This window comes from Mesorhizobium sp. M7A.F.Ca.US.010.02.1.1 (assembly GCF_004023085.1).
Classification (GTDB): domain Bacteria; phylum Pseudomonadota; class Alphaproteobacteria; order Rhizobiales; family Rhizobiaceae; genus Mesorhizobium.
In genome coordinates, this window is sequence record NZ_RZRV01000089.1 from 1 (window position 1) to 4,556 (window position 4,556).

Sequence of the window (4,556 nt, forward strand, 5' to 3'; positions counted from 1 at the left end):
ACGTCGAGCGCCGTTGTTGGCTCGTCGAATATTATGAGGTCCGGACGACAAGCCATTGCCATCGCTGTCATTGCCCGTTGCAACTGCCCGCCGGAGACCTGATGAGGATAGCGAAAGCCTATGGTCTCCGGTTCTGGGAGTTGAAGGCGTCGATAAAGATCGACGGCGCTCCGGTTCGCCTCTTCCCGGCCGGCAATTCCATGCGCCACCGCGGTTTCGACGGTTTGTTCCAACAGCCGATGTGCCGGATTGAAAGAGGCAGCCGCGCTTTGCGCGACATAGGCAATGCGGGAGCCCCTGAGGCGACGACGCCCTTTTTCATTGACTGCCAGAAGATCAATCCCGTCGAACAGGACCGAGCCTTGCGTGATCCGGCAGCCCGGCTTGGCATAACCCATTGCGGCAAGGCCAATGGTGGACTTGCCGGCGCCTGACTCTCCGATCAGCCCAAGAACCTGGCCCCGCTTCAGCGTCAGATCGACCCCGTGGACAATGGGATGCCACCGCTCATCCGAAAACCCCTCCACATGCAGATTGCGGATTTGAAGCAGATCCTTTCCTTTTTCGCGTGGGCCTGGACCGCTACTTTTCATCCCGCAACCCGCTTGTTGCTTGCAGGAACCAATCCACCACGAAATTCACGGACACGGTAAGGAGAGCAATCGCGCCGGCCGGAAGTAGCGGGGTGACATCGCCATAGGTGATCAGGGTCGCGTTCTCGCGCACCATTGATCCCCAATCGGCCGTCGGCGGCTGAATACCGACGCCGAGAAACGACAGCGCCGCGACTGTCAGGAACACGAAGCAGAATCGCAAGCCGAACTCGGCGACCAGTGGCGGCATGACATTGGGAAGGATTTCCTTGGCGATGATCCATTTCGGTCCCTCGCCGCGTAATCGTGCCACCTCGACATATTCCATCACCGCCACGTTAAGCCCGACGGCGCGAGAAAGCCGAAAGACCCGGGTGGAATCCAGAAGCGCAATGATGACAATCAGGCTCGTGATCGACGAGCCGAAGATCGTCAGCAGCACCAGCGCGAAGATCAGACTCGGGATTGACATCAGCACGTCCACCGCACGCGACAAGATCTGGTCGAGCCACCCCCTGTACAATGCGGCAAGAAGGCCGAGCGAGACGCCGACCGCGAAGGACAGCAACGTGGTCGCGACCGCGATAGCGATGGTGTTGCGCGCACCGTAGATCAAGCGGGTAAGCATGTCGCGGCCGAGCTGATCGGTTCCCAGTTTGAACTCCTGGCTCCACGGCGCGAAGGCTTCGCTGAAAACCTGCGTCTCGCCATATGGGGCTATCCAGTGCGCGAAGACCGCAACAAAAACGTAGCCGAGGATCACGACGATGCCGAACCATGCGCTGAACGGTGCCTTCTTCAGCGCAGTTTTCGCCCGGGTCGCACGCGAGCGCCTCAGCCTCCGAACCGCCGCGACAGATTCGGATCTGGTCATCGCGGGTGCAAGAGCCTGGGATTGGTGGCGATGGAAATAACGTCGGCTAGCAAGTTGAGAAGGATGTAAGTCGCGGCGAAAATCAGGGCGCAGGCCTGGACAACCGGAACATCCCTGGATTTCACCGCGTCAACCATCAGCTGGCCGATGCCGGGGTAGACGAACACGACCTCGACCACGACCACTCCGACGATGAGATACGCCAGGTTGAATGCTACCACAGTGACGATCGGAGCCCAGGCATTGGGCAGGGCATGCCTCAGCACGATCACCATCGGGGACATTCCCTTGAGGCGCGCCATATCGATGTAGGGGCTTGCCAGCATGTTGATGATGGCCGCTCGGGTCATGCGCATCATGTGGGCCACGATTACCAGCGTAAGGGTGATTGCCGGCAGGGCCACTTTCCAGAGATGCTCCCAAAATGGCGTCTGATCGTTCACATTCGACAATGTCGGAAATTTGGGAACCGCATTGAGCGCCCAGTTCAGCGAGACAGTGAGCCAATGAGGCAGCGTTTGAGCGAAATCGGATCCGATGAACGTGTCGCGCGAGATCACCAGGTAGGCGAGCATATAGGCGACGAAAAATTCCGGGAATGAAATGGTTGTCAGTGTCGCGACATTCACCAGCCGGTCGAACCAGCCGTTGCGGTACAGCGCAGCCAGAATGCCAAGCCCCAAGGCCAGAGGAACAGCTATCAGCGCAGTCACCGCTGCAAGGAACATCGTGTTGTAGAGGCGTGGTGCGATGATCTCGGCCACGGTACGCCGATATCCGGTGCGGCTCGCAAACGAAGAGCCGAAATCGCCATGGAGCATCTGGGCGACCCAAACGAAGTAGCGCTCGACAGGCGGACGATCGATGCCGATTTCCCGCTGGAACGCGGCGACCGTTTCGGGCGTCGCCGATTGCCCTAGCGTGGCCTTGGCGAAGTCGCCTGGAAGCATCGCGATCGCAGAGAAGATGATGATGGACACGATGAACAAAGTGACCAGGCCGAGGCCAAGGCGCTGCAGGACCGTTCTTGCGACGGGGTTCATGTGCGTGGCGTTTCCCTTTGGGCGGCAGCCCTGCACTCGGAGTAAGCCGGCCGGACCCTCAAAACCATCGCGGCTCCGGCCCGCCATCTCATGCCGTGGCGATCCACCAGCGTTCGGCCATTTTCAGTCCATCGTTCTCCCAGTTGGGCGCCACATCACCGTGTGCGAGCTTTTTGGATTGCGCGCTTACGAAATTGTTGAAGACCAGCACGATGCTGCCGCCGTCATCGTGGGTTAACTGCTGCATCTCGGCATACATCGCCGCTCGCTTGGCCTCGTCCGTCTCGGCGCGCGCCTGGACAAGCAATTCGTTGAAGTGGGGATTTTTCCAGAAAGACTCATTCCAACTGGAGTCGGCGGCGAAGGCTTGCGTGAACATCCAGTCGGCCGTGGCCCGACCGCTCCAATAGGAAGCGCACCAGGGTTTCTTCAGCCAGACATTGTCCCAATAAGCGTCCTCGGCCTCACGCACGACATTGACGTCGATGCCGCATTGGGCTGCCGTTTCGCGAATGAGCGAAGCCGCGTCCACCGCCCCCGCAAAAGCGGCATCGGCCACCGAGAGGTCCACCTTCAGGTTCTCCATCCCGGCCTTTTTCAGGTAGTGCTTGGCCTTTTCCGGATCGAAGCTGTGTTGCGGTTGCGGATCCTTGGCGAATTTGATGGCCGGCGCGATCGGGTTGTCGTTGGCCACAGTGGCGTGGCCAAGAAAGATCTTGTCGACGATTTCTTGGCGATTAATTGCCCATTTCAATGCCATTCGCACGTCCGGATTATCAAACGGCGCCATCGTGACATTCATCGGCAAGGTGTAGTGCCCGTAGCCAGTGACTTCTACGATTTCCACCTTGGGATTGCGTTTCAACATGCCGAGGGTCTTCAGGTCGGCGCGGCCGATATAGTCCACCTCCCCCGTGGACAGCGCCGCCATGCGCGCGGCAAGATCCGTGATGGCGATGAACTCCACCTCGTCGAGATAGGGCTTGCCGTTCTTGAAGTAGTTTGGATTGCGCTTGAGCTTGGCCGAAACGCCGGGCTGGAAATTCTCGAGGACGAAAGCACCGGTGCGAACGCCTGAAGCCCAATCCGCCTTGCCGTCCTTGGCCGGCATGATGACCAGATGGTAGTCACTCATAATGTAAGGGAAATCGGCGTTGCCGTTTTTGAGCGTGAAGACCACTGTTTCCGGGCCGTCCGACTTGACGTCGGCGACGGAGTCCAACAGCGACTTCGCCGCCGATTTGGTGTCCTTGCCCATGTGATATTGCAATGAAGTCACAACGTCATCCGCCGCCACGTTCTTGCCGTTGTGGAAGGTTGCGCCTTTGCGCAGCTTGAAGGCCCAGGTTTTGGCCCCATCCGAAGTTTCAAAGCTCTCGGCGAGGTCTGGTTGGACATTGCCTTTGGCGTCGACCTCAGTGAGGCTGTTGGACAGCGAGCCCGAAAATGCGGTCTGTGTGAACGTGTCGGGGTAGCCGGCCGGATCGATCGAATCCGTCGTCGCGCCATGAGCCATGCCGAGCTTGGCGAAGCCGCCCTGCATCGGTTCGGCCCGCGCCGTGCTCACGAACAGCCGGTCGGCGGCGGCAACGGTCAGGCCCGCGGCCAGCCCAAGATGAATGAAGTCGCGGCGGGAAACCTTGCCGCCCCCGATCAGGCTTTGCGCGATACCAAGCTTGTATTCAGATTCTGACATTTGACTCTCCCATTGCGGAGTTCTCCGCGTTATTTCTTGTCAAGCACCTGCGAACAGATCTGCTGATTGGCTCCCGCCACCTTTCCTTCGAATTTCCAATCCCAATCGATCTGCGCCAATCAGGCCGTCACATAGATGCCGCCGGCTTCAACGGTGACTGGGAATGTGCGCGCGCGAACGGACGGATCGACCAAGGCCGCGCCTGACTTGATGTCGAACTCCCAGCCGTGCCAGGCGCATCGAACGATCTCGTTTTCGCGATGATAGATGAATTGCGCCTGTTCAACGGGCGCGGTTGTGCCGCATTGCGGCCCCTCGCAAAGCGGAGCGCCGCGGTGCGGACAGACATT

At 59.4% G+C, this 4,556-nt stretch carries 5 protein-coding genes; all 5 read right to left on the reverse strand.

What is annotated here, in order from left to right; translation table 11 throughout:
- Positions 1 to 593, reverse strand: a 593-nt coding sequence (locus tag EOA19_RS34650; protein ID WP_164893124.1) for an ATP-binding cassette domain-containing protein, incomplete at its 3' end; no start/stop codon positions are given.
- Positions 583 to 1,467 (reverse strand): ABC transporter permease, encoded by an 885-nt coding sequence (locus EOA19_RS34655; protein ID WP_128306093.1) that lies wholly within the window; start codon positions 1,465 to 1,467, stop codon positions 583 to 585. The genes EOA19_RS34650 and EOA19_RS34655, both read right to left, overlap by 11 nt.
- On the reverse strand, positions 1,464 to 2,510 hold the full coding sequence (locus tag EOA19_RS34660) for an ABC transporter permease (RefSeq protein ID WP_128306095.1): 1,047 nt from the start codon (positions 2,508 to 2,510) through the stop codon (positions 1,464 to 1,466). The genes EOA19_RS34655 and EOA19_RS34660 overlap by 4 nt, the downstream gene beginning before the upstream one ends.
- Before the next feature lie 88 nt (positions 2,511 to 2,598).
- Entirely contained in the window at positions 2,599 to 4,206 is a 1,608-nt protein-coding gene (locus tag EOA19_RS34665) for an ABC transporter substrate-binding protein (protein WP_128306094.1), read from the reverse strand.
- A 119-nt stretch (positions 4,207 to 4,325) separates the two neighbouring features.
- A partial coding sequence (locus tag EOA19_RS34670; protein ID WP_164893125.1) for a Rieske 2Fe-2S domain-containing protein occupies positions 4,326 to 4,556 on the reverse strand: 231 nt, incomplete at its 5' end.